This window comes from Blautia sp. OF09-25XD, assembly GCF_003482095.1.
Classification (GTDB): domain Bacteria; phylum Bacillota; class Clostridia; order Lachnospirales; family Lachnospiraceae; genus Fusicatenibacter; species Fusicatenibacter saccharivorans.
In genome coordinates, this window is sequence record NZ_QUMG01000001.1 from 36,750 (window position 1) to 57,420 (window position 20,671).

The following is a 20,671-nucleotide window of genomic DNA, read 5'->3' on the forward strand; positions in this document are numbered from 1 at the left end:
ACGCGCCTGGAATGAAAATTTCCGGGCGCGTTTCTTTTTTTTACCAGATATAGCAAAAATATTGCAATTTGTTCGGAATTTTCGTGACAAAAGGACAAAAATCCGTTAGGATAGAGAAAAAGAAGAGCAAAAACAAAAGGGTTTTTAGGATCAGGAGGTTTTTACATTATGACAGAGTACAGACTTGCAAAGCCGGAAGAGTGGGAGGACTGCATCGAACTTGCAAACTACGTGTTCAGCACGGCACACCGTCCGCACGACTTTGAGCAGTTAATTCCAAGGGTTTATCAGGCAGGACCGGAAATGGCACGGATCCACCGCGTCGCTGTTGCGGAAAACGGCAGACTCCGGGCCGAGATTGCGGTGCTTCCGCAGCAAATGGCAGCAGGGGGTAAGCTGCTCCGCGCAGGATATGTGGGAAGCGTTTCCGTGCATCCAAAGGCAAGGGGCGAAGGCCACATGAAGCGTCTTCTTGGCGACTGGATTACGGATCTGGAAGGAACGTGTGATCTTCTGGCACTGGACGGCCAGAGACAGCGGTATGCCTACTTTGGCTTTACGCCGGGAAGTGAAAAATACACGTTTTACCTGGATGTGGCAAATGTGCGCCATACCTGGAAAAACGGGGAACTCTCCGCTTACACCTTTGCGCCGCTGTTTCCGGAAAACGGCGAAGCGGACGAAGAGGCGGCAGCCTTTGCAAAGAAGCTGAATGAGGAAAAACCGCTTTACGTGGTAAGAGAGGATGTGAAAGCCTGCCTGAAAACGTTCGGCGAGCAGGCAATTGCAATCTGGAAAAACGGTGAGCGGATCGGATATCTGGCACTTTGCGGCGGAAACCAGGTTGTGGAAGCAGAAGTGTTGGAGGAACAGGATTTCGTTCCTGCACTTGCCGCTTATTTAAAAGAAAATGCGCTTGACTCTCTTTTCATTTCCATTCCGGTGTATGAGACCGGAAAAGCAGCAGCGTTATCGGAAGTCTGCGAAAGCTTCACAAAAGAGCGCTGCGGTTCCGCGATGTACCGTATTTTCCAATTTGCAGACGTCATCGAGGCAATGCTGACCATGAAAGCAGAGACGATGGGCATCAGCGATGGAACGTGGTCTGCCGTACTGGAGGGACAGCCGCTGACCGTGACGGTAAAAGATGGAACTGTGACCGTGACACGGGAAGCCCATCCGGGGGCAGATGTACTCAACCGGGAGCAGGCGCAGGAACTGCTTCTTTCACCGCTGGCAAGTAAGGGAAGCAAGGTTCCATCTGAAATCTGGAAGAACATTCCATCCGACTGGTTCCCGCTTCCGCTGTACTGTGCGACGGCAGACGAATTTTAGGCAATGACTGTTGGGAGGCAGAGAAATATGAACGAGACAGCGAAACGAGACAGAAGAGACGAAAAAGAAGAAATCCGGTACCATGTGATTTTCTACGGCCAGGTGCAGGGCGTGGGGTTCCGTTACCGGGCGTATTATGCTGCCTACCAGCTCGGGCTGACAGGCTGGGTGAGAAACTGCTGGGATGAGACGGTGGAGATGGAGGTGCAGGGTGATGAGGAGACGATCACGGAGATGATCAAAAGGATCCGCACCTCCAGCTACATCGAAATCACGGATGCAAAATGGACGAAGATTCCGCTGGAATCGGAATTCGGTTTTCATATCCGTTGATCAGGGCTGTTTTTTCTCTTTTTCCGGAATTTCGACGAGAATGATATCGTTGCCGATCTGGCAGATGCGGTCCCATGGGATCACAAAATCCTCGCCGTGGCAGAAAAAGCCGCAGAATTTCACAGGACCCGGAAGAACGAGTCCGGTAAGATGTCCCGTTTTTGGATTGAATTCCACATCAATCGGACAGCCGAGCGTTTTGCAGGTGCAGATATTGATAACTTCTTTCTGGCGGAGATCTACAACGCGCATGCGGTGCTCCTTTTTACTGATTCCTATGGAAAAACATATGCGAAAATGTTGCTGCAGTTGACTTGAATTTCACGGAAAAATGCGTATACTGTAAAAGTAGAAAACTTTCCGAAATACTTATTTAGAAACGAGGACGAAAGATATGAGATGTCCATTTTGTAATCAGGATAATACCCGGGTTGTGGATTCACGCCCGATTGAAGACAGCAATGCGATCCGCCGCCGCCGGATGTGCGATGTCTGCGGCAGACGCTTTACGACATACGAAAAAGTGGAGACGATCCCTTTGATCGTCATCAAAAAAGATATGAACCGCGAGCAGTATGACCGCTCGAAAATCGAGACCGGTATCCTGCGCGCCTGCCACAAACGGCCGGTGTCCGCCGAGAAGATCAACGAGATGGTCAACAAGGTGGAGACGGAGCTTTTCAACGGCGAGGAACGCGAGATTCCAAGCTCTGTGATCGGAGAGAAGGTCATGCATTACTTAAAAGACCTGGATCAGGTGGCGTACGTCCGCTTTGCGTCGATTTACCGTGAGTTCAAGGACGTCAACACGTTCATGGACGAGCTGAAAAAGATGCTCGACAAATAGCGGGAGGCAAAAAAATGGAAGTGTCGAACTATATTAAAATGCGTGATCAGATGCAGGAACGTTTTCTGACATACGATCAGAAGGAGATCGAAGGAAAGTATGGCTTTGCGTTTGATGGCGATTATTTCTATGTGCCGTATCTTTTTGAAGAATGGAGAGTGAACCGCCATACCGGCGTTGTAGAGGGATCAAAAGACCATTTTCTTCATGTACATCAGGGCAGTTTCAATGAGACGCTGACGATTTTCGACCTGCTCTGCTGCGGAAAGAAGGAGATTGTGCTCGCCGGCACGTATGCGCGTACCAATTCCTTAAAGGGAACGATCAAAGGCCGCACGATTGCGTCCGGCGTTCACGACAGCCGCGCCGCACGGTATGACGGGCATGTGGAACAGCTGAAAAAAGCATGCGTTTCCCTTGGCGGAAAACCATATTTCCCGGGAGACGCTGCTTTTGTTTTTCATGTCTTTCCGTTTCTGCCGCTCGTCTTCCAGTTCTGGGAGTCCGATGAGGAATTCCCGCCGGTGCTGAAGTTTATGTGGGATGAAAACGTCCTCGATTATCTGCGGTTTGAGACGCTGTATTACGTGATGGGAGATTTCCTGGACGCACTGGATCAAGCCTTCGATGCATGTAAAACAGAAGCCTGATACCTTTTGTGAGACAAAATCTTACGAAAATTTTTCGAATGTTTATAAAAATTTCAGTATACGAATCCCTTGGTTTAATGCTATAATGAGCGAAAGTGAGTAAAAAAAGAGAAGAGAAAGGGGAATGCATATGGCTTTTAGCATGAAAGTAACACCGGAAATAGAGGAACTGACAAACATCTGTCTGGATAACTCCAAAATGGATGTTTCGCTGTATGGGCAATACGATGTAAAACGCGGACTGCGCGATGTCAACGGCGTTGGCGTCCTTGCGGGACTGACACAGATTTCAAACGTTGTGTCTTCGGATATCATTGACGGCGTCAAAACACCGTGTGACGGACGTCTGTACTACCGCGGCATCAACGTGGAAAAACTGACCCAGGGATTTTTGAGTGAAAACCGTATGGGATTTGAAGAAGTCGCTTATCTGCTCCTGTTTGGAAATCTGCCGAATGAAGAGCAGCTTAAGCATTTTAAGACGATTTTAAAACAGCAGCAGTCCCTGCCGAAGAACTTTGTGCGTGACGTTGTTATGAAAGCGCCGACCAAGGACATGATGAACACTCTGTCCCGAAGCGTTCTGACCCTGTACGCGTACGACAACCACGCAGATGATACCTCCCTTCCGAATGTGCTTCGCCAGTGCATTAACCTGATTTCTGTTTTCCCGATGCTGTCCGTCTATGGCTATCAGGCGTACAACCATTATATCAAGGGAAAAAGTTTATATATCCACAATCCGTCGAAGAAGCTTTCCACCGCAGAAAACATTCTGCTGATGCTCCGCCCGGATCAGAAATACACCCCGCTGGAGGCGAAGATCCTCGATCTTGCCCTCGTCCTCCACATGGAGCACGGCGGCGGTAACAACTCAACCTTTACAACACATGTTGTTTCTTCTTCCGGAACCGATACGTACTCCGCAATTGCAGCGGCGCTCGGCTCCTTAAAGGGACCGAAGCACGGCGGTGCAAACATCAAGGTTGTGCGGATGTTCGACGATATGAAGTCACACGTCAAAGACTGGACGGATGAGGAAGAAGTATCGAATTACTTAAGAAAGCTGCTGCACAAAGAGGCGTTCGACCAGAAAGGTCTGATTTACGGTATGGGCCATGCGGTTTACTCCATTTCCGACCCGCGTGCGCGCATCTTCAAGACCTTCGTTGAGCAGCTGGCAAAAGAAAAACACAGAGAGAAAGATTACCGGCTGTACGCTATGGTCGAGGAACTGGCTCCGAAGATCATCGGCGAGGAGCGCCATATTTACAAAGGTGTATCCGCAAACGTCGACTTCTACAGCGGCTTCGTTTACAGCATGCTGGATCTTCCGCTGGAGCTCTACACCCCGATGTTCGCCTGCGCGCGTATCGTCGGCTGGAGTGCACACCGGATGGAGGAACTGATCAACACCGACAAGATCATCCGCCCGGCGTACAAGAGTGTCAAAGATGAAGTGGACTATGTTCCGCTGGAAAACAGATAAAACAGGCAGAAGGGCCGGAGCGTGTCGGGATTTTCCGATCTGCTCCGGCATTGCTCTGTGCAGGAAGTAATGTGTCATTGTGAAAAATAGGAGAGTGCAGGAGAATGAATGAGACAAAAAATTACAGCATAACAAAATCCGGAGCAGTCATATTGGAAGGAGGGGCCAATCGCGGCGTCTTTACAGCAGGAGCGCTGGACTTTCTGATGGAGCAGGAGTATTATATCCCTCATGTGATCGGCGTTTCCGCCGGAGCCTGCAATGCGCTGGACTATGTATCGCGCCAGATTGGCAGAACGAGGGACTGTATGATTGTCACGGATGAGAAAAACCGCTACGTCAATAAGAATATCAAGACAATCGTTGAGAAAAAAGCACTGCTCGACATGGATATGGTGTTCGAACGGTATCCGTATGAGATTTTTCCATTTGATTTTGATACGTATTTTGCATCGCCGCAGACGTGTGAGCTGGTTGTGACAAACTGTGAGACGGGACGCGCGGAATATCTGGATGACCGCGAAAATAAAGAACGTCTGCTTGCAATTGGCCGTGCATCATCGAGCATGCCGATCGCCTGCCCGATGGTGGAGATCGACGGAAACGAGTACGTCGACGGCGGTGTTGCCGATTCGATCCCGATTATCCGTTCCTTAAAGACGGGACACCGAAAAAATGTCATTATTCTGACACGGAATTTCGGTTACCGCAAAAAAGAGGGAACGAGAGGCTGGGAGCTGTATGTGGCGGCATTCCGCAAATACCCGAATCTCGTGCGTGCGCTTGTAAACCGCGCGAAACATTATAACCAGGTACTCGAATGCATCGAAAAATGGGAAGAAGAAGGCTCCGTCTTTGTGATCCGCCCGGAGATACCGGCGGTATCGCGTCTCGAAAAGGACGAGGAGAAGCTGCGGGAATTTTACCAGCACGGCTATGACCAGATGAAAGCAAATTTTGAGGCTCTGCAGGAGTTTCTGAAAGAAGAATAAAGTTACTGTATAAACGAAAAGAGGATTGGAGAAAGAAGATGAGTGGAAAAAACCAGAAGAACCGGGGAACTATACTGATGCGGATGTTTTACCCGGACCGGAGAGAAAAAAGTGCCTATACGATCGATTACGCGGATCTGTACCGGAAAGGATACCGGGGCGTGATTTTTGATATCGATAATACGCTTGTTCCGCACGGTGCGCCGGCGACGAAGGAGGCGGCTGCGTTCTTTGCGTCTCTTCGGGAGACTGGCTTTTCCACCTGTCTGCTTTCCAACAATCAGAAACCGCGTGTGGCTCCGTTTGCCGATGCGGTCGGTTCTATCTATATCGAAAATGCGCACAAGCCTTCGGTGAAAAACTACCAGGAGGCATGCCGGAGAATGGGGATCAAAGAGGAGCAGGCGGTCTTTGTCGGGGATCAGCTTTTCACCGATGTGTACGGTGCAAAACGGACCGGACTTTACAATATTCTGACCGAGCCGATCGATCCGAAAGAGGAAATTCAGATCGTTCTGAAACGGTATCTGGAGCACATTGTACTGTTCTTTTATGAGCGTGATCTGGCCCGCGGCAGGATTACGAAAAAAAACAGTTGAAAAATCGGGAAAAATATTATATTATAAGATAAGCCTATGGTGCGCATTTGGCGCATCGTACTATGTTAAGGAGGAAAAATCAGAATGATTTCAGCAGGAGATTTTAGAAACGGCGTTACCCTCGAGATCGATGGTCAGGTCGTTCAGATTCTTGAATTTCAGCATGTAAAACCTGGTAAAGGAGCTGCATTCGTAAGAACAAAATTAAAAAATGTCATCAACGGTGGTGTAGTAGAGCGTACCTTCCGTCCGACCGAGAAATTCCCGCAGGCTCGTATCGAGCGTGTAGACATGCAGTATCTGTACAGCGATGGCGATTTATTCTACTTCATGAACGTAGAAAACTATGAGCAGATCGCTCTGAACGAAGAGACCATCGGAGATGCTCTGAAATTTGTAAAAGAAAACGAAATGGTTAAAGTATGTTCCTACAACGGAAATGTATTCGCAATCGAGCCGCCTCTGTTTGTAGAGCTTGAGATCACCGAGACTGAGCCAGGCTTCAAGGGAGATACTGCACAGGGTGCTTCCAAACCGGCTACCGTTGAGACTGGTGCTACCGTAAGCGTTCCGCTGTTCGTAAACCAGGGAGACAAAATCAAAATTGATACCAGAACAGGTGAATATCTGTCCCGTGTATAAGTAAGAATGTTCCCGCCGTTGTCCGTCACAACTTTCTTTGTGGCGGACACGGTTTTCTAAATAAATAGAATATTCGTCTGAAAAATGGCTGATAAAGGCTGTCGGAAGCAGCCCGGGCCCGTTTTTCTCATCGTTCGAAGTTCCGCGAACCAACGAATCTCTGGCATATACAGATCTGTACAGAGGTTTTTAAGTTGTGTTTTCCGGAGCTTTTTTTGTTCCGTAAAGCAAAAATACAAAAGGCAATCAAACAGGAAAGGTGGGAAAAAATGGACTATCAGATGTTCAAAGAGCAGCTTGCCGCGCTGCTGAAAAGAAAAGCCGGCGATGATTTTGAGGTGAAGGTAGAATCGGTGCAGAAGCTGAACGGTATCGAAAAAGAGGCGTTTGTCATCAGCAGAAAGAAGGACTGGATTGCACCGACGATCTACGTGGAGCTTCTGTATGAATGCTGTCTGCAGGGCGTGCCGCTTTCTCAGATTGCAGAAAAGGTACTGGAGCAGTACCGGAAAGTGGAAGCGGAGGCGAGAAGACCGGAGAAAGCTGCCTTTTTTACCAACTGGAAAAATGCTGCGCCGCAGATCTACTGCGAGCTCATTCATGCGGAGAAAAACCGTACGCTGCTCTCCGAAGTTCCGCACAGAAAATTTCTCGATCTCGCGGTCGTGTACTATTACCAGATGCGGGGAAACCGCGTGCCGGATGCGACAATTCTGATCCACGAGACGCACCGGGAGCTGTGGGGAATTTCGGCGGAGGAGCTGGATGCCCGTGCCTGGGAGAACACCCTGCGGGATCTGCCGGTGCGCACAGACAGCCTTATGGTGTATTTGAAAGAGGAGTACGGAGTAACGTTTCCCCTGTTCGAGCTTGGTCCGCTGGCGGAACAGTTTTACCTGGTCAGCAACCGCAGAGGAAAGCTGGGTGCAATCTGCATGTGCTATCCCGGCGTGCTGGAGAGTCTTTCGCAGCGCTTTGAGGCAAGTCTTTATGTGATTCCGAGCAGTATCCACGAGTGTATGGTGATTCCAGATTATGATGTGTTCCCAGAGGAGTGTCTTTCCGACATGGTACGGGACGTGAATGAAAAGACGGTCAAGCCGCAGGAGATTCTGTCGGATCACGTTTATTATTACCACCGGGAAAGCGGGGAACTGACGCTGTGTGAGAAAGAAACGTAAGCTGCGTGGCAGAATAGTCTGCGAATAATTTAAGAAAAAAATGGGCGGCTGGGTGGGAAAAATACTTTACAATTGCAGGAGTCTGTGGTAAACTGTCATAGTGTGGTTGAGAAAACAGATCACATCAGCGTCTGTAGCTCAGGGGATAGAGCAACGGTTTCCGGTACCGTGTGTCGGGGGTTCGAATCCCTCCAGACGCGTTTTTGCTACATGGCATGCTGCGGCGGGCAGGACCGGCGCAGGACAAGGAAAGCCCCTGCTTCGGTGTGAAGTAGAGGTTTTTTTGCTTACTGAGCATATCAATAACTGATCCGGCGGATCAGTTTTGATGAAGGAGGAAAAATATGGCAAAACCAATGACAACAAAAGATAAAATCCGGGAATGGATTTCCGATAATCTGCGCTACATGCTTCTGATCGGAGCAATTCTCCTGATTGTGGCAGCGGTTCTTCTCATCGTTCATCTGGTATCACCAAAAAACGATGGAAAATCGAGCGGCGGAACCGTAACAAGCAGCAGCACCGGAAGCAATGTGCCGGATAAAAAGACACAGGTAAAAGCAGACAGCAAAGCAGATTCTGAGGACAGCACAGGCATTTCATCGGACGTTTCGGATTCCGCGAATGATTCCAGTGCAGATGCTTCCAGTACCGATACCGCCAGCGCGCCGGATGCAGAGGCTGAGCCGACAAGTGAGCCGGAAGCGGCAGACGATACCAGCAATACAGAGAATACCGATAATACGGCTGTCTCCTTTGCCGCGGACAATGTCCCGGAAGTAAGCACCGTGCTGGAGCAGTATTACACCGCGCTCGGTGCAAGGGATATCAACGGTCTTTTTGCAGTAACAGATAATCTGACCGCGGAGGAGCAGGCGCAGATTGAGGCAGAAAGCGACGTGGAGTCATACGGAGATGTAAAGGCCTACACGATCAGCGGTCCAAGCGACGGAACGTACATCGCGTTTGTCAGCAGCAGATGCAAATATCTGGGAATCAACCAGACCCTGCCGATGCTTTCGGAGTATTATCTCTACACGACAGAAGACGGCGGCCTGAAAATCATGGATGATACTGACAGCGATGCGGCCGTAACCGAGGCTATGAAAGCGGCGCTCGAAAACGAAGAAGTCAAAAATCTGATCGAACAGGTTCAGAACGATTATCGGAATGCACTCGATGCAGATGCTTCCCTGAGAGTATATGTAGAGAGCATTCAGTAGGAACAATAGAATAATACAAAACAAAAAAAGCAGTTTCTGGTTTTTATGAAACTGCTTTTTTGGAAGGATAAAACCATGCGCTTAAACAAATACTTAAGTGATGCGGGCGTCTGCTCGCGGCGGGAGGCGGACCGTCTGACAGAAGCGGGCGAGATTACGGTAAACGGAAAACGCGCGGAAACCGGCATGCAGGTGGAGTCTGGCGACGTTGTTGTCGTGAAAGGCAAAACCGTTGTCCCGGAGGAGAAAAAAGTCTATCTCGCCTTCAACAAACCGCGCGGCATCGTCTGTACTGCGGAAAAACGGGAGAAAAACAACGTCATCGATTATCTGTCCTACCCGGTGCGGATTTACCCGGTGGGAAGACTCGATAAAGATTCCGAGGCCTCCTTCTGATGACGAACGACGGTGCGATCGTAAACGGTATCATGCGTGCCAGAAACCGCCACGAAAAAGAATACCAGGTCGAGGTAAACAAAGAGATTACACCGGAATTTCTGAAAGAAATGGCATCCGGCGTGCCGATTCTCGATACCGTGACGCGCCCGTGCCGGATCCAGAAAACGGGAGAGCGCAGCTTTATGATTATTCTGACGCAAGGACTGAACCGTCAGATCCGGCGGATGTGCGAAGCATTAGGATATCGTGTCACAAAGCTGAAACGTGTGCGGATCATGAATATTCACTTGAAAGACCTGAAAACAGGGGAGTACCGCCCTTTAACGGAAAAAGAATTAGCAGAACTGAAAAAGCAGATCGGGGAGGAAAAGCGATGAACGAGACAGAACGGATGAAGGAACTGGTCAAAAAGCTGAACGAAGCGGCAAAAGCCTATTACCAGGAAGACCGGGAGATCATGAGCAACCTGGAGTACGACACGCTGTATGACGAACTGCAGGTATTAGAGGAAAAAACAGGCGTAACACTCGCCGGAAGCCCGACCACAAAAGTCGGCTACGAGGCGATGGACGAACTGCCGAAAGAAGCGCACGAGTCGCCGATGCTTTCCCTTGATAAAACGAAAGATGTGGAAGTGCTCCGCAGCTTCATCGGGGATCACAAAACGCTGCTATCCTGGAAGATGGACGGTCTGACCGTCGTTCTGACGTACCGCGGCGGTACCCTCGCAAAGGCCGTCACCCGTGGAAACGGCGTGATCGGAGAGGTTGTCACGAACAATGCAAAAGTGTTTGAAAATATTCCCTTAAAAATCCCGTACCAGGGAGAGCTGGTTCTGCGCGGCGAGGCGATCATCCGCTATTCCGATTTTGAGAAGATCAACGAGGAGATTGAGGATGTCGATGCGAAATACAAGAATCCGAGGAACCTCTGCAGCGGTTCTGTGCGCCAGCTGAACAATGAGATTACGGCAAAACGCCACGTTCATTTTATGGCATTTGCGCTTGTGAGCGCTCCGGAACAGGATTTCGAAAATTCCAGAATCCGTCAGATGGAGTGGCTGAAAGAGCAGGGCTTCGAGGTGGTGGAATACAAGGTTGTCACCAAAGATAACCTCGACGAGGCGATGCAATATTTCTCCACGAAAATCGAGACAAACGATTTCCCGTCCGATGGCCTTGTCGCGTTGTATGACGATATCGCCTACGGAGAATCACTCGGCACAACCGCGAAATTCCCGCGGAACGCTTTCGCCTTCAAATGGGCGGATGAACAGAAGGAGACCACTCTGCTTGAAATTGAGTGGAGCCCGTCGAGAACCGGTCTCATCAATCCGGTTGCGGTTTTTGAGCCGGTCGAGCTGGAAGGAACTTCGGTTTCCCGCGCAAGCGTCCACAACATCAGTATCATGCGTTCGCTGGATCTCGGTGTGGGTGATAAAATCCTTGTCTACAAAGCAAACATGATCATTCCACAGATCTCAGAGAATCTGACGAGAAGCGGTGTGCGCGATATTCCGGAAACGTGTCCTGCCTGCGGCGGTGCCACCCGGATTCAGATGATGAACAATGTCGAGACCCTCTACTGTACGAATCCGGAGTGCCCGGCAAAATTCATGAAGGCATTCACCCTGTTTGTAAGCCGCGACGCGATGAACATCGACGGCATGTCGGAGGCAACGCTCGAAAAATTCGTGGGCCACGGCTTCATCCGTGAGTTTGCCGATATTTTCCGTCTCGACCGCTACCGCGACGAGATTGTGGAGATGGACGGTTTCGGTGAAAAATCATACCAGAATCTGATCGACAGCATCGAGCGCGCGAAAAACACAACGCTGCCCCGTCTGATTTTCGGACTTGGCATCTTAAATATCGGTCTTGCAAACGCGAGAATGATCTGCAAAGCCTTCGATTTCGATCTCGACCGGATCCGGAATGCATCGGCGGAGGATTTCGCGCAGATCGACGGTGTCGGAGAAGTGATTGCAAAAAGCATCGTGGATTACTTTGCGGATGAGGAAAATAAAGAACGCCTTGAGCGCCTTCTGTCGTATCTGACGATTGAGAAGCCGCAGGCAAGCCAGGAAGAACAGAAATTAGCCGGTCTTACCTTCGTCATCACCGGAAGTGTGGAACATTTCCCGAACCGGAATGCATTAAAGGCAAGAATCGAGGAGCTCGGCGGAAAAGCCACCGGAAGTGTAACGGGAAAGACGAGCTATCTGATCAACAACGACACGACATCCAGTTCCTCCAAAAACCGGAAAGCGCGCGAACTCGGCGTGCCGGTGATCTCAGAAGAGGAATTTCTGAAGATGACAGAAGAATAACGAAATATCTGCAAAGGCGGTTTGCATCCCGCGCGGAATCTGCTATAATCGGAAGCAGACGGCAGAAATTCCTGCCGGAAAAAGCAAACCGCCTGTCTGCGCAGAGAAAAGCGCGGCAGATCAAGAAGAATAGAAACGAGGAAAAAGAATATGCCGGTTAAAGTTCAGGCAGATTTACCTGTAAAAGAAATACTCGAAAGCGAAAATATATTCGTCATGGACGAGACAAGAGCGGTTCATCAGACATCCGTCCGCTGAAGATTATGATCCTGAATCTGATGCCGCTCAAAGAAGATACCGAGCTGCAGCTTCTGCGCTCCCTTTCCAACACCTCCCTGCAGGTTGATGTCACCTTTCTGATGGTGGCAAGCCACGAGGCGAAAAATACATCGACCAGCCATCTGAACACGTTCTATGTGAAATTTGAGGATGTGCGGAAAAATTATTACGACGGTATGATCATCACGGTGCACCGGTCGAGCAGATGGAATTTGAAAAAGTTGATTACTGGGATGAACTGACAAAGATCATGGACTGGACGAACACACACGTTACCTCCACGATGTTCCTCTGCTGGGGAGCCCAGGCGAGTCTGTATCATTTCTACGGACTGAAGAAACGGATGCTTCCGGAGAAGAAATTCGGGCTGTTCTGGCACAAAGTCAACAACCGCAAGATCCCGCTTGTGCGAGGCTTCGATGACGAGTTTTTGGCACCGCATTCCCGCCACACAGAAGTACCGATCGACGATATCCGTGCCTGCAAAGATGTCACGATTCTCGCAGAGTCCGACGAAGCCGGATTCTATCTTGGCATGGCGGAAGAGGGAAGAAAGATTTTTGTGATGGGTCATCCGGAGTACGACCGTATGACGCTCGACGGCGAGTACCACCGCGATAAAGACAAAGGACTCCCGATTGAGATTCCGAAGAACTATTATAAAAACGACGATCCAAATACAAAACCAGTGCTTTTATGGCGGTCACATGCGAACAATCTGTACACGAACTGGCTGAACTACTATGTATACCAGGTGACCCCGTATAATCTTGACGGAACTCCGGATTTTTCGGGAAAATAAGAGAGAAAAAGCCCCCCGCACCGGGCGCACACCGGCTGCGGGGGGTTGCTGTAAAAATCTGCTATAAAAAACGGAAAGCTTTCCGGGCTTACCGTTTGAAATCAAATAATGTTTTCAGCGGAATTTCGAGTGATTCCGCAATATCCATCAGCTTGTTTAGAGACAGAGAGGTATGACTGTTTGGCGCTTCGATGTTGCTCATATGTGTACGGCTGATCTGGACAGCTTCGGCAAGCTCACTTTGCGTTAATCCGCGTGCTCTGCGATAAAAAGCGATGGTAAGACCGAGGAGGCGCATCTCCTCCGTATGACGTTCTCCCATTGCTGCGGCTCCTTTCTGAACAGAGTGATACAAAGACTTATATAATATTTATCTTAAACGATTAAATACCAAAAAGAAACAACTTTAAATTTTTATAATGCACATGTAAATTGTGCAAAATATAGAAATTATCCATCAGAATAATAGAAAAACAGGAAAAAGAGTTCTTTTGACAAATGAGAGGTTTTTGTGTATGCTGTAGAAAGCACCAACAAATAAAATCGGAGGTTTTTGCATATGAAAGAGTCGATCCATACCATTCCGCTGATGGATGCATTTAAGGCGGAAGATGAGTGCCCGTTCTGCTATCTGGAGCGGGAAGCAGAGCAGCATGCGATTTCGTTTGCGCTTGGTTCCGGCGCATCCTATATGGAGGATGATGTGCGTGCGGAAACAGACGCGATGGGATTCTGCCGCCACCACTATAAAATGATGTACGATTACGGAAACCGTCTCGGAAGCGGTCTGATTTTATCCACCCATCTGAAAAAACTGAACCAGGAGCTTGCCGCACAGATGGATCTGTTTGCACCGGGAAAATCCTCGGTGTTCAAGCGGATGCAGAAGACATCCCTCGACAAACAGGGCCGTGAGACTGCGATCGGCCAGTGGATTGATGAGAAGACGCATTCGTGCTACGTCTGCGATCACTTCAAGGCAAACTATAACCGCTATCTTGATACGTTCTTTGATCTCTACAAAAAAGATGAGGAGTTTGCAAGACTGTTCCGCGAGGGAAAAGGCTTCTGTCTGCCGCATTTTGCGGATCTGGTAGAAACGGCGGAGAAAAAGCTGAATGATAAACAGAAAGCGGAATTTTACCCGGTTCTGTTCAAAATCATGAAAGAAAATTACCAGCGGCTGCAGAAAGAGGTAACATGGTTTACTGACAAATTCGATTACCGCAACAAGGATAAGGACTGGGGAAATTCAAAAGATTCCATCCAGCGCTGTATGCAAAAATTAGGCGGCGGCTATCCGGCGGACGAGCCGTTTACGGAAGGATTATAATTCTTGTTTATAAAAGGAGCATAAAGTTTCGATGCAGAAGTTTTATCAGAGATTAAAAGAGAATCAAAAGGAGCGCGCCCGGTGCGCGTTTCTTGTTTTGTATTTCGGCGTGCTGGCGGTGCTGCTGTTTCTGGCGCGCCCGCTGCTGGATACGACGGCGGCAGACCGGGAGTGGAGTATTCACTTTCTGTTCCCATGCCTGCTGGCGTGCATCATACTGACGACAGTCGTCAGTTTCTGCCGGTTTGCTGCAAAGCCGGACCAGAAACCAAAACCGCGCTATGTGGGATGGAAACAGCCGATTCTGATGCTGGCAAACGCAGCCTATCTGTTTGCCACACTGGAATTTGTCACAAACAGCCAGTTCCGGGAGATGAAATGGTATTATGCGTTGTTGAATATCGGTGTCATTTTCGTACTTTCCATTCTCGTTTCCCTCTTTCTGAACTCCATCCGCCGCGCGATGATTTTCATGAACATCTTTTATTTCTGCATGAGTCTGGTATTCTACTATGTTTATCTGTTCCGCGGAGAAGCGTTCCAGCTCATCGACCTGTACAGCATTGCGACGGCGGCGGACGTAGTCGGCGGCTACAAATTCGAGATCACAGGTGAAATCGTGACTTCGTTTATCACGATGATGCTCGTTGTGCGCCTCTGGCTGCAGAGCCGGGAATACCGTTTTGCACGGAAAACGAGAAATAAAATTCTGCTCCGCGTGGCTGCTGCTGCGCTGACGCTCGGAACATACCTGGCGTACATGAATCTGAACTGGAACGCCGAGTTCGGTGTCATCAGTGACCTCTGGAATCCGGCGAAGACATACCGCCAGTACGGAACGACAGTCGGTTTTACCGCGGTCGCCAAATACATGCGCCTGACACCGCCGGACGGCTATTCGAAAGACGAAGTGACAGCGATTGCCGATACGAGCGAGAAAGAGACGAAAACAGAAGATCTTCGAAAAGATAATGCGGATAGCGTGACACCCGTCAACATCATCGCGATCATGAACGAGTCGTGGTTTGACTACCGTTCCGTCGGCGATCCGCAGACGAGCGAGAGCTACATGCCGTTCCTCGACTCGCTGACCGAAAATATCATCAAAGGGCACACGCTGACGTGTACCAAGGGCGGCGGAACAGCAAAAACGGAGTATGAGTTCCTGACCGGAAACTCCTGCAAGCGGTTCCCGGGCATGGTGCCGTACGTCAGCTACTTTACGCACAGCCAGTATTCCCTTGTCACGACGTTAAAAGACCAGGGTTATCAGGCAATTGCGATGCATCCGAACAAGGCGACAAACTGGAAGCGGAGCACGGCATACCGTTTCCTTGATTTTGATGATTTCATCTCGATTGATCAGTTCTCCGATACGGCCAAGCGGTACCGCGGCATGATCAGCGATCAGGCGAACTATGAGAAGATCGTGGAAACCTACGAGAACAAGGAGCCGGGCAGCCCGTTCTTCCTCTTTGATGTGACGATGCAGAACCACAGCGGCTACACGAACCGTTATTTCCAGGCGGATATCAACTGCAACGGCTACGACAGTGATGAGGCCGATCAGTATTTCTCCCTGTTAAAGCTTTCCGATGAGGCAATTTCCTATCTGATCCGGTATTTCCAGCAGGTGGACGAGCCGACGATGATCATTATGTTCGGCGATCATTCCCCGAAACTGCCGGATGCGTTTGAAACATGGATTGCCGGAGACGCCTATCAGAATCTTTCGGTCGAGGATCAGGAGAAGTTCTATGGAACCCCGTTCTTCATCTGGACCAACTACAGCATGAAATCCGAGAGCAATGTCTGGATCAGCACAAATTATCTCTCAAGCTATGCGTTAAGCCTTACCGGCCTGGAACTGACGCCGTACAACGAGTATCTGCTTGACCTGCGCGAGAAGATGCCGGCGCTCAATCACCTCGGCTTTTTAGCAAGTGACGGAACCTGGTACCGCTGGAACGACAGCGATGCGCCGGAGGAGGATCTCGAGTACGAACGGCAGTATGAATGCCTGCAGTACAATGAACTGATCGACAAAAAAGACCGGGATGACAGCTTTTTTACAATTTCCGGTGAAAAAGACGAAGAATAAGGGCTTTCCCTACTTGCCAGAAAACGGAAACCTATGGTAGACTATACTCCGTATGACCGGGAAACCCCGGCGGTAACTTCACGTTTACAATTAAGAATAAGAAAATGAGGTTTTAAAAAGTATGATTGCAGCAAATAATGTGACACTTCGTGTCGGAAAAAAAGCGTTGTTTGAAGATGTCAATATCAAATTCACCGAGGGAAACTGCTACGGCATGATCGGTGCCAACGGAGCGGGAAAATCAACCTTTCTGAAAATCTTGTCCGGCCAGCTTGAACCGACAAACGGAGACGTAACCATCACACCGGGCCAGCGTCTTTCCTTCCTCGAGCAGGACCACTTCAAATACGACAGCTATCCGGTACTCGACACCGTTATCATGGGAAATGCCCGTCTCTATGAGATCATGAAAGAGAAAGAGGCGCTGTACGCAAAAGAAGACTCACCGATGAGGACGGTATCAAAGCGAGCGAGCTCGAGGGTGAGTTTGCAGAGATGAACGGCTGGGAGGCAGAGACCGATGCAGAGCAGCTCTTAAACGGCCTTGGCATTGAGCCGGAACTGCACTACGCACAGATGGCAGACCTGACCGGCAGCCAGAAGGTCAAAGTTCTTCTTGCAAGAGCCCTGTTCGGAAACCCGGACATCCTTCTTCTCGACGAGCCGACCAACCACCTGGACCTCGATGCGATCGAGTGGCTTGAGGAGTTCCTGATCAACTTCGAGAATACCGTTATCGTCGTATCCCACGACCGTTACTTCCTGAATAAAGTCTGCACCCAGATCGCAGATATAGATTACGGAAAAATCCAGCTCTATGCCGGAAACTACGACTTCTGGTTTGAGTCCAGCCAGCTGCTGGTAAAACAGATGAAAGAGGCGAACAAGAAGAAAGAGGAGAAGATCAAAGAGTTACAGGACTTCATCTCTAGATTCAGCGCCAACGCATCGAAGAGTAAACAGGCTACTTCCCGTAAGAAAGCCCTGGAGAAAATCCAGCTCGACGATATCAAACCGTCCAGCCGGAAATATCCTTACATCGATTTCCGTCCGAACCGTGAGATCGGAAACGACGTTCTGCAGGTAGAGGGACTGACCAAAACCGTAGACGGCGTGAAAATCCTGGATAACTTAAGCTTCACCCTCGGAAGAGAAGATAAAGTTGCTTTCGTCGGAAGCAACGAGCAGGCGATCACCATGCTGTTCAAGATTCTGACCGGAGAAGAAGAGCCGGATTCCGGTTACTACAAATGGGGCGTAACCACTACACAGGCTTACTTCCCGAAGGACAACACCGCAGAATTCGACTGCGACCTGACGATCGCAGACTGGCTGACCCAGTATTCCGAGATCAAGGACGTAACGTATGTCCGCGGATTCCTCGGAAGAATGCTTTTTGCCGGTGAGGACGGCGTGAAACGTGTCAGAGTCCTTTCCGGAGGAGAGAAAGTGCGCTGCCTGCTCTCCAAGATGATGATTTCCGGTGCAAACGTTCTCGTTCTTGACGAGCCGACCAACCATCTGGATATGGAGTCCATCACTGCACTGAACAACGGTCTGATCAAATTTCCGGGCGTGCTCTTGTTCACCTGCCACGACCATCAGTTTGTACAGACTACAGCAAACCGTATCATGGAGATCCTTCCGAACGGCGCGCTGATCGATAAGATGACCACCTACGACGAGTATCTTGCAAGCGATGAGATGGCAAGAAAACGTCATGTCTATACAATGACAGAGGAAGATAATTAAAGATGAGCAAAAAGACGACAGTTTCCGGCATTCTGCTGGTGTTGCTTGTGCTGGCCACAACGCCGCTTCTTGGAACGGACAACGTTTCGTTCCTGAAGTGGTGGCTTATGACCCTGGTGCTCGGTATTGGATTTTATCCGGCTGCCGCAGCGCTGTTTCCGCGGTTTCATGACCGGGGATGGATGTTTTCTAAAGTGCTTGGCATCGTTGTTTCCGGTTTTGCTGTATTTGCTCTTGGAAGCTTCGGACTGGTTCCGTTTACCGCACCGGTCTGCCTGATCACAGTCGGTGTACTGATCCTGGCTTCTTGGATTTTCGGATGTTTTAAGGTACGCGTCCATGCGCCGGAAATCGACTTCCTGATGATGGAAGAAGTGTTGTTTTTCGCCTTTTTCCTTCTCTGGACCTATCTTGCGGGCTTTCACCCGGAGGCACACGGAACCGAAAAATTCATGGATTATGGTTTTATGAAGGCCATGATGCGCAGCACCGCCGTTCCGGCAGAGGATCTCTGGTACAGCGGAAGCGGTATTAACTACTATTACGGCGGCCAGTTCTATGCCGTATTTCTGACGAAGATTACCTTCACGGATGTAAAGCAGACGTACCATCTGATGCGTACGATGGTGGCATCGTTCGCGTTTGTTCTGCCGTTTTCGATCACCTACCATCTGGCAGAGTCGCGTGCGTGCCACCGCATCCGGAAAGAGGGCGGCAATAAAAGCCAGATTGCACCGGTGCTTGGCGGTCTTCTTTCGGGAGGCGCCGTTTCCCTTGCCGGAAATATGCACTATGTGATTTACGGCTGCATCCGCCAGTGGCTGGGACTGAACGAATCGGCTTACTGGTTCCCGAGTTCGACCCGCTATATCGGGTATGACCCGCTTGTGGAAAATGACCGCACGATTCATGAGTTTCCATCGTATTCCTTTGTGCTCGGCGACCTGCATGCCCATGTGGTGAATGTCATGTTCGTCCTGCTGGTGCTGGGCCTTTTATATTCCTACGTGAAAAATACCTGCCGTGATCCGGAAAAAGAGTGGAAATGGTCGTTAAAAGACGTTCTGCTTCAGCCGCAGATCATCGCGGCGGGCTTTCTGATCGGTGTGTTCCACTGGTCCAACTACTGGGATTTTGTTATCTATTTCGTCGTGATTGCAGGCTTCTCTCTGTACGGTGCGCTGTACCGGTATCATGCGCGGGCGAAAGAGACGATCGGAACGGTTCTCCTGCAGGCTGCAGAAGTTTTTGCAATTGGAACGATTGTTGCCCTTCCGTTTACAATGAAGTTTGAGACGATGGTTTCCGGTGTCGGCATTGCCAGGCACCATTCGATGCTGTATCAGCTGACGATTCTCTGGGGCCTTCCGACGGTGCTCGTTGTGCTGTTTATCGCAGCCGTTCTGCTAGCATGGCGGAAAAACTGTCATCTTCCGGGCATGGAGCGGCAGGGACAGATTGTACTTGCCGATGGAAAGACGCAGGAAGAGGTGGAAGAGCAGGCCGTTGCCCTGATTCTGGGAGAGAAAAAACCGGAGCCGGGCGAAAAAGAAACGGCGGAAAAGCCAAAAAAAGTTTCTGCCTTCTGTAATTTCTGGAGAGAGATTGCGGTGAGCGATATGGTGATCGGTATTTTAGGCCTCTGTGCCATCGGCCTTATCATCATTCCGGAGCTCGTCTATGTGCGCGATATCTACGAAGAATCGTATGCGCGCTCCAACACGATGTTCAAGCTGACGTATCAGGCATTTATCCTGTTTGGGATCTGCATGAGCTACATCATCACGCGGTTCCTGCTCTGGAAAAAAGAGCGGATTCTGCAGGTGTTCGGCGGAATCGGGCTGGTACTGCTTTTATGGACCTTCGGCTATTTTGGAACGAGCGTGTACTCCTGGTTCGGAAATATTTTCGATCTGTCCGAGTACCGCGGACTCGATGCGACAGCGTATCTGGAAAATGTCTTTTCCGAGGACGCAGGTGCCATCCGCTGGCTGGATGAAACAATAGAAGGACAGCCGGTTGTGCTTGAGGCGAACGGCGACAGCTACAGCGATTACGAGCGCGTTTCCGCAATGACCGGTCTTCCGACCGTGCTTGGATGGTATGTCCATGAATGGCTCTGGAGAGGGGATCCCGCAGACTTAAATGTCCGCGCCGAGGATGTGAAACAGATGTACACCTCGACCGATACGAATGAAGTGCTGCGCCTGCTGGAGCAGTATCATGTGACCTACATTTTTGTGGGAAGCAAAGAAAAGGAGAAATATGGCGATGCGCTGAATGAATCGCTGCTGCAGTCCATCGGAGATATCGTTTACCAGGATACTGCGTCCGGTACGTATATTCTTCAGGTACAGGATACATAAAGAACAAAAACAGGAGAAA

16 protein-coding genes, 1 tRNA gene and 3 pseudogenes are annotated in these 20,671 nt (G+C 49.8%); 18 read left to right on the forward strand and 2 right to left on the reverse strand.

The features are described from left to right. Positions 1–168: 168 nt before the first annotated feature. The gene (locus tag DXA93_RS00235; RefSeq protein WP_117509120.1) at positions 169–1,335 is read left to right on the forward strand and encodes a GNAT family N-acetyltransferase; all 1,167 of its coding nucleotides are present in this window, start codon (positions 169–171) and stop codon (positions 1,333–1,335) included. 27 nt (positions 1,336–1,362) lie between these two features. Beyond that, positions 1,363–1,668 (forward strand): acylphosphatase, encoded by a 306-nt coding sequence (locus DXA93_RS00240; RefSeq protein ID WP_022462510.1) that lies wholly within the window; start codon positions 1,363–1,365, stop codon positions 1,666–1,668. Here the strand turns inward: DXA93_RS00240 and DXA93_RS00245 are convergent, their stop codons facing one another. Beyond that, positions 1,669–1,920, reverse strand: coding sequence for a YlmC/YmxH family sporulation protein (locus DXA93_RS00245; protein ID WP_022462511.1), 252 nt, complete (start codon positions 1,918–1,920; stop codon positions 1,669–1,671). 142 nt (positions 1,921–2,062) lie between these two features. On the opposite strand from DXA93_RS00245, the gene nrdR reads away from it, so the two are divergent. The 12 genes and pseudogenes from nrdR to metA all read left to right on the forward strand — a co-directional run bounded on the left by nrdR (position 2,063) and on the right by metA (position 13,100). Beyond that, positions 2,063–2,515, forward strand: a complete 453-nt coding sequence (gene nrdR, locus DXA93_RS00250; protein WP_022462512.1) for a transcriptional regulator NrdR — start codon at positions 2,063–2,065, stop codon at positions 2,513–2,515. Positions 2,516–2,529: 14 nt separating this feature from the next. Then, positions 2,530–3,165, forward strand: coding sequence for a DUF3786 domain-containing protein (locus DXA93_RS00255; protein ID WP_117509119.1), 636 nt, complete (start codon positions 2,530–2,532; stop codon positions 3,163–3,165). 130 nt (positions 3,166–3,295) lie between these two features. Continuing rightward, positions 3,296–4,654 (forward strand): citrate/2-methylcitrate synthase, encoded by a 1,359-nt coding sequence (locus tag DXA93_RS00260; protein ID WP_117509174.1) that lies wholly within the window; start codon positions 3,296–3,298, stop codon positions 4,652–4,654. Positions 4,655–4,758: 104 nt separating this feature from the next. Then, positions 4,759–5,646 (forward strand): patatin-like phospholipase family protein, encoded by an 888-nt coding sequence (locus DXA93_RS00265; RefSeq protein ID WP_055218274.1) that lies wholly within the window; start codon positions 4,759–4,761, stop codon positions 5,644–5,646. Positions 5,647–5,720: 74 nt separating this feature from the next. Next, positions 5,721–6,245 (forward strand): YqeG family HAD IIIA-type phosphatase, encoded by a 525-nt coding sequence (locus tag DXA93_RS00270; protein ID WP_117801204.1) that lies wholly within the window; start codon positions 5,721–5,723, stop codon positions 6,243–6,245. A gap of 84 nt (positions 6,246–6,329) precedes the next feature. Then, positions 6,330–6,887 carry an elongation factor P gene (gene efp / locus DXA93_RS00275; RefSeq protein WP_022462517.1) on the forward strand — a complete coding sequence of 186 codons (558 nt, stop codon included), beginning with the start codon at positions 6,330–6,332 and terminating at the stop codon, positions 6,885–6,887. 269 nt (positions 6,888–7,156) lie between these two features. After that, on the forward strand, positions 7,157–8,068 hold the full coding sequence (locus DXA93_RS00280) for a DUF5688 family protein (RefSeq protein WP_022462518.1): 912 nt from the start codon (positions 7,157–7,159) through the stop codon (positions 8,066–8,068). Positions 8,069–8,195: 127 nt separating this feature from the next. Continuing rightward, positions 8,196–8,268, forward strand: a tRNA-Arg gene (locus DXA93_RS00285). 144 nt (positions 8,269–8,412) lie between these two features. Continuing rightward, positions 8,413–9,291, forward strand: coding sequence for a hypothetical protein (locus DXA93_RS00290; RefSeq protein WP_119207610.1), 879 nt, complete (start codon positions 8,413–8,415; stop codon positions 9,289–9,291). A gap of 45 nt (positions 9,292–9,336) precedes the next feature. Further along, positions 9,337–10,067: pseudogene (locus DXA93_RS20370) on the forward strand (pseudouridine synthase). Continuing rightward, positions 10,064–12,019: an NAD-dependent DNA ligase LigA gene (ligA, locus tag DXA93_RS00300; protein WP_055228463.1), complete on the forward strand. Its 1,956-nt coding sequence runs from the start codon at positions 10,064–10,066 to the stop codon at positions 12,017–12,019. Before DXA93_RS20370 ends, ligA begins: the two are co-directional and overlap by 4 nt. Positions 12,020–12,169: 150 nt before the next feature. Then, positions 12,170–13,100 (forward strand): annotated as a pseudogene (metA, locus tag DXA93_RS00305) (homoserine O-acetyltransferase MetA). A gap of 88 nt (positions 13,101–13,188) precedes the next feature. On the opposite strand, the gene DXA93_RS00310 reads toward metA, so the two are convergent. Further along, positions 13,189–13,422: a helix-turn-helix domain-containing protein gene (locus tag DXA93_RS00310; RefSeq protein WP_118659117.1), complete on the reverse strand. Its 234-nt coding sequence runs from the start codon at positions 13,420–13,422 to the stop codon at positions 13,189–13,191. Positions 13,423–13,659: 237 nt separating this feature from the next. Between DXA93_RS00310 and DXA93_RS00315 the strand changes: the two genes are divergently transcribed. From DXA93_RS00315 to DXA93_RS00330, 4 genes and pseudogenes are all read left to right on the forward strand, one after another. Further along, positions 13,660–14,433 (forward strand): DUF6062 family protein, encoded by a 774-nt coding sequence (locus DXA93_RS00315; RefSeq protein ID WP_118699902.1) that lies wholly within the window; start codon positions 13,660–13,662, stop codon positions 14,431–14,433. Positions 14,434–14,464: 31 nt separating this feature from the next. Beyond that, entirely contained in the window at positions 14,465–16,534 is a 2,070-nt protein-coding gene (locus tag DXA93_RS00320; protein ID WP_118594690.1) for an LTA synthase family protein, read from the forward strand. Positions 16,535–16,655: 121 nt separating this feature from the next. Next, positions 16,656–18,286, forward strand: a pseudogene (locus DXA93_RS00325) (ABC-F family ATP-binding cassette domain-containing protein). A 2-nt stretch (positions 18,287–18,288) separates the two neighbouring features. Beyond that, positions 18,289–20,652: a DUF2298 domain-containing protein gene (locus DXA93_RS00330; RefSeq protein WP_117509114.1), complete on the forward strand. Its 2,364-nt coding sequence runs from the start codon at positions 18,289–18,291 to the stop codon at positions 20,650–20,652. The last annotated feature ends 19 nt before the right edge of the window (positions 20,653–20,671 follow it).

Excerpts from the sequence above, each read along its gene's own strand:
- DXA93_RS00245 (WP_022462511.1), bottom strand. The coding sequence starts at position 1,920 with ATGCGCGTTGTAGATCTCCGCCAGAAAGAAGTTATCAATATCTGCACC.
- DXA93_RS00260 (WP_117509174.1), top strand. The coding sequence starts at position 3,296 with ATGGCTTTTAGCATGAAAGTAACACCGGAAATAGAGGAACTGACAAAC.
- DXA93_RS00330 (WP_117509114.1), top strand. The coding sequence starts at position 18,289 with ATGAGCAAAAAGACGACAGTTTCCGGCATTCTGCTGGTGTTGCTTGTG.
- DXA93_RS00255 (WP_117509119.1), top strand. The coding sequence starts at position 2,530 with ATGGAAGTGTCGAACTATATTAAAATGCGTGATCAGATGCAGGAACGT.
- DXA93_RS00290 (WP_119207610.1), top strand. The coding sequence starts at position 8,413 with ATGGCAAAACCAATGACAACAAAAGATAAAATCCGGGAATGGATTTCC.
- DXA93_RS00235 (WP_117509120.1), top strand. The coding sequence starts at position 169 with ATGACAGAGTACAGACTTGCAAAGCCGGAAGAGTGGGAGGACTGCATC.
- DXA93_RS00265 (WP_055218274.1), top strand. The coding sequence starts at position 4,759 with ATGAATGAGACAAAAAATTACAGCATAACAAAATCCGGAGCAGTCATA.
- nrdR (WP_022462512.1), top strand. The coding sequence starts at position 2,063 with ATGAGATGTCCATTTTGTAATCAGGATAATACCCGGGTTGTGGATTCA.
- DXA93_RS00280 (WP_022462518.1), top strand. The coding sequence starts at position 7,157 with ATGGACTATCAGATGTTCAAAGAGCAGCTTGCCGCGCTGCTGAAAAGA.
- DXA93_RS00320 (WP_118594690.1), top strand. The coding sequence starts at position 14,465 with ATGCAGAAGTTTTATCAGAGATTAAAAGAGAATCAAAAGGAGCGCGCC.
- DXA93_RS00240 (WP_022462510.1), top strand. The coding sequence starts at position 1,363 with ATGAACGAGACAGCGAAACGAGACAGAAGAGACGAAAAAGAAGAAATC.
- DXA93_RS00315 (WP_118699902.1), top strand. The coding sequence starts at position 13,660 with ATGAAAGAGTCGATCCATACCATTCCGCTGATGGATGCATTTAAGGCG.
- ligA (WP_055228463.1), top strand. The coding sequence starts at position 10,064 with ATGAACGAGACAGAACGGATGAAGGAACTGGTCAAAAAGCTGAACGAA.
- efp (WP_022462517.1), top strand. The coding sequence starts at position 6,330 with ATGATTTCAGCAGGAGATTTTAGAAACGGCGTTACCCTCGAGATCGAT.
- DXA93_RS00310 (WP_118659117.1), bottom strand. The coding sequence starts at position 13,422 with ATGGGAGAACGTCATACGGAGGAGATGCGCCTCCTCGGTCTTACCATC.